Genomic DNA, 3953 nt, shown 5'->3' with positions numbered 1-3953 from the left:
CACCTGGAATGTATGCAGTGACTTCCATGCCACTAGTAAGACGTACACGTGCAACCTTGCGAAGAGCAGAGTTTGGTTTCTTAGGGGTTGTTGTATAAACGCGTGTGCAAACACCGCGTCGTTGTGGCGAACCCTTAAGTGCAGGTGTGCTTGTCTTCGTAGTCTTTTCTGCACGACCACGACGAACTAGCTGTTGAATTGTTGGCACTTCATCTCCATTCGTAACTTCGTTACTGATCTTTATTCACGCTTATTTGCCGACCCACGCGGTCGGGTGTGTTGCACCCGATTCGCATATGTTCTGTAAAAAGTTTTGCAACTTGTTTACCAACGCAAGCAAAGAAGCTCTAAAAAAGAGCAGACGCGAAGGGTAACCCAACCCGCTCACGCGAGGCAAATCCGTGCTTTTACTCCTCCTGGCCCCCGGATAACCCCCAAATCCCCTCTTTTGGAACCCCGGGCGTGTTGGAGACTGAGCTAAATACCCCTTTTTTACCCCTTTCTGAGGCAAAAATGAGCCTAAATTCATCGTCCAAAGTGCCCATTTGGCAGGGCTAGGTGTGGTTGGCTCCCTTCATGAGCACACCACATATCTCGGCAAAAAAGGGCGACATTGCCGATCGCATCCTTCTACCAGGCGACCCACTGCGCGCTAAGTGGATTGCAGATAACTATTTAGAAAATGTCACGCAATTTAACGCAGTGCGTAACATGTTTGGATTCACCGGAACATATAAAGGTGAACGAGTTTCTGTCATGGGAACCGGCATGGGTCTGCCATCTATTTCAATTTATGCAACTGAACTTTTTAATGAATACGATGTTCAGGTAGCAATACGAATTGGAACATGTGGCGGATTGTTGGAAAAGACAAAGATCGGCGATGTCATCCTTGCTATGACGGCGTCCACAGATTCAAACATCAATCGTCGTTTTACTAACAACTTAGATTTCGCACCTCATGCAGATTTCCAACTACTGCTCGCTGCATATGAAGCATCTAAGGGAAATCCCAATGTTCACATCGGTGGTATTGCTTCAATGGATTACTTCTACGATGAAACAGATTCTGCGCAAAAGTTAATTCAGCACGGCGTACTTGGTGTCGAGATGGAAGCTAATGCTCTGTATTCCATTGCAGCACGAAAACAACGTCGCGCTCTTGCAGTGTTAACAGTTTCGGACCACATCATCACTCACGAATCTATGCCATCAGAACAACGTGAAAAGTCACTAAATGCAATGGTTGAAATCGCACTTAGCGCCGTATTGAAAGGATAAGCAATGACTACAGCTGAATTATTACTTCTAGGAATCGTTACCTTTATTCTGATTGATTTCGCCGCAGGGCGAGTCATTGATTTCCTCAATGAAAGCAATAAGAACGTTGCTCTGACAGGTGTTGCAGCAGAGATCTATAATCCAGATGAGTATGCAAAATCTCTGGAATACGGCACAGCCAAATACAAGGTGGAGGCTCTGACCTCTGTAATAACCACTGTAATAATGCTTTCAGCCATCATTTTGGGCTGGTTTGCTTGGCTAGATCAGGTGATTCGGGATCGATACAGCAGTGATTTGCTTGTCACCGTTATCTTTTTTGGGGTCTTGATACTTGTTTCGATGATCGGAAATCTTCCTATTTCCTATTACTCAACCTTTGTAATCGAAGAGAAATACGGCTTTAACAAGACAACCAAGAAATTGTTTGTTATGGACACAATCAAGCAACTGCTTCTGAGTGTTGCACTCGGACTTCCAGTTATTGCGCTGATCGCATGGATTTACCAATCTCTGCAATCAACATTCTGGCTTGTCGGTTGGCTGGCAGTCTCTGCCATTACCTTGTTCATGTTTGTTTTTGGAACTCGAATCTTCTTGCCAATGTTTAACAAGTTAAAGCCACTGCCAGAAGGTGAACTTCGTTCGGAAGTTGAGGCTTACTGCCAATCTCAAGGTTTTCCATTATCAAAATTGTGGGAGATGGATGCTTCAAAGCGTTCCACAAAGTTGAATGCATTTTTCTCTGGCATGGGCAAAGTAAAAATCATTGGCTTGTATGACACCTTGATCGAAAAGCTAACAACCAAAGAAACAGTTGCAGTTCTTGCCCACGAGGTTGGTCACTACAAGCGCAAGCATATTTACACAATGTTTGCCTTCAGTAATGTGCAAACTCTAGTTATCTTCTCTTTGATGGGTTGGTTACTCAGTAATCCAAACCTTTCTAAGGCGCTTGGATCCGATACTCCAAGCTTCCATCTATCAATGATCGCTTTCTTCATGCTCTTCACACCGGTATCAACTGTGCTTGGTTTGATTAACAACTCATTCTCACGTCACAACGAGTACCAAGCCGATCAATACTCAATTGATACCTATCCAGGTGCTCGCGAGTACATGTATTCAGCATTCAAGAAATTGTCTGTTGAATCCTTAAGTAACTTAAACCCACACCCTGTTTATGTTGCGGTGCATTATTCGCACCCACCGATTCTGGATCGATTGGCTAATCTGAAGAAGTAGTTTTTCTAGCCGACCAAAATCCATAAGCGATGATCAACGCTGGAATTGCATTCCAACGCTCATTAGGGCTGCGAGAAATCAGATTAACGAAGGCACTAAGAAAAGAGATGATGAGGAACAACTTCGGTAACCAATTTGGATTGATGCTGCGATGAGCCCATATCTTTAGAAGTGTGCGGTACTGCCACACCACAATGAGAGTGTTCAAAATATAGGCGATGCGGATTCCGCTCGGGAAAGTTTCAAATTGACCGCCTGCAGCGCGAGTTAACGCGTACCCCTGATTAAAAATTACACCGAGAACTAATGTGAGATTCCAAACCAAAGCTAACGTGATGATCGCTTTTTTCATGTCCAAAAACTATCCAATATGTGGTGGAACTGGAATGCCTATAGCGTTAGTCGCAGTTATTGGTGCTCCAAATGATGAGCTCATAGGCAATAGTCCTGCCCAGAGTGGGAGGGCAATGTCCACCTCATCATCAGATGGCTCCCCCGAGCGCGCTTTGGCAGAAACCTTATCCAAACTGAGCTCCACAATAAGCGTCGCCGCGGACTCCTTCTTTGTTAGAGGACGGCCGTATTCCCAAAGACCTGGGATTAATTTTGTTGTAATGCGTTCTAAGGCAATCTCCTTTTCGGATTCATTTAAAACCCGCGCCTTTCCAAATATCATTACTGACTCATAGTTCATTGAAGAGTTAAATGCCGAGCGCGCAACGACAATTGCATTTAGCTGTGTAACGGTTACACATAAATCAATTCCATTTGCCATCGACATCATTATTCGAGAACCAGATGAACCATGAATCAGAATTCGGTTGCCATCTCGAGCAAAGCCCATTGGAATGACAAATGGAGAATTGATATCTGGGTCAATGAAGCCCACATGGCACACGTATTGGCTATCAAGGAGTTTTTCGATATCTAAACGTTCATGTACTTCACGGTCTGCATGGCGTTGTACATGGAACTTTTCGTTTTCGCTCATTTGCCGAGTCTAATAAAAAGAGGCCCAACCCCGTGTGGGATTGAGCCTCTTTTCTTAATTAACTACTAGCGAGGTACTTCAACCTCATCGAGACGAACAGCCTCACCAGAACCTTGTTGGTCAAATGGTGTGAAGTCGTACTCGTCATATGCTGCGTACACAGCGGCCTTTGCTTCTTCCGTTGGCTCAACACGAATGTTGCGGTAACGAGCAAGACCAGTACCAGCTGGAATCAACTTACCGATGATGACGTTCTCCTTCAGACCGAGCAATGGATCGCTCTTCTCTGAAAGTGCAGCATCTGTAAGAACACGAGTTGTTTCCTGGAATGAAGCCGCTGACAACCATGACTCAGTTGCAAGAGATGCCTTAGTGATACCCATAAGTTCTGGGCGACCTGAAGCAGCCTTTCCACCTGATGTCACAACGCGACGGT

General features: G+C 44.9%; 5 protein-coding genes and 1 pseudogene. 2 read left to right on the top strand and 4 right to left on the bottom strand.

Features of this window, described 5'->3' with window-relative positions; translation table 11 throughout:
* A pseudogene (locus AC9UGD_RS06155) lies at positions 1 to 208 on the bottom strand (30S ribosomal protein S12); the annotation flags it as partial.
* Positions 209 to 576: 368 nt separating this feature from the next.
* Here AC9UGD_RS06155 and deoD point away from each other — a divergent pair.
* Both deoD and AC9UGD_RS06145 read left to right on the top strand, forming a co-directional pair.
* Positions 577 to 1281: a purine-nucleoside phosphorylase gene (deoD, locus tag AC9UGD_RS06150; protein ID WP_509570982.1), complete on the top strand. Its 705-nt coding sequence runs from the start codon at positions 577 to 579 to the stop codon at positions 1279 to 1281.
* A gap of 3 nt (positions 1282 to 1284) precedes the next feature.
* A complete protein-coding gene (locus tag AC9UGD_RS06145; RefSeq protein ID WP_509570980.1) occupies positions 1285 to 2526 on the top strand; it encodes a M48 family metallopeptidase in 1242 nt (413 codons plus the stop codon).
* Here the strand turns inward: AC9UGD_RS06145 and AC9UGD_RS06140 are convergent.
* From AC9UGD_RS06140 to AC9UGD_RS06130, 3 genes are all read right to left on the bottom strand, one after another.
* Positions 2510 to 2878: a hypothetical protein gene (locus AC9UGD_RS06140; RefSeq protein WP_509570977.1), complete on the bottom strand. Its 369-nt coding sequence runs from the start codon at positions 2876 to 2878 to the stop codon at positions 2510 to 2512. The two genes, AC9UGD_RS06145 and AC9UGD_RS06140, sit on opposite strands and share 17 nt — an antisense overlap.
* A 9-nt stretch (positions 2879 to 2887) precedes the next feature.
* Entirely contained in the window at positions 2888 to 3517 is a 630-nt protein-coding gene (locus AC9UGD_RS06135; protein WP_509570974.1) for a pyridoxamine 5'-phosphate oxidase family protein, read from the bottom strand.
* 65 nt (positions 3518 to 3582) lie between these two features.
* Positions 3583 to 3953: hypothetical protein (locus AC9UGD_RS06130; RefSeq protein ID WP_509570971.1), on the bottom strand; the 371-nt coding region annotated here is incomplete at its 5' end.

Source organism: Candidatus Planktophila sp. (assembly GCF_044232745.1).
Taxonomy (GTDB): domain Bacteria; phylum Actinomycetota; class Actinomycetes; order Nanopelagicales; family Nanopelagicaceae; genus Planktophila.
This window is presented reverse-complemented; position numbering and strand designations above follow the sequence as displayed.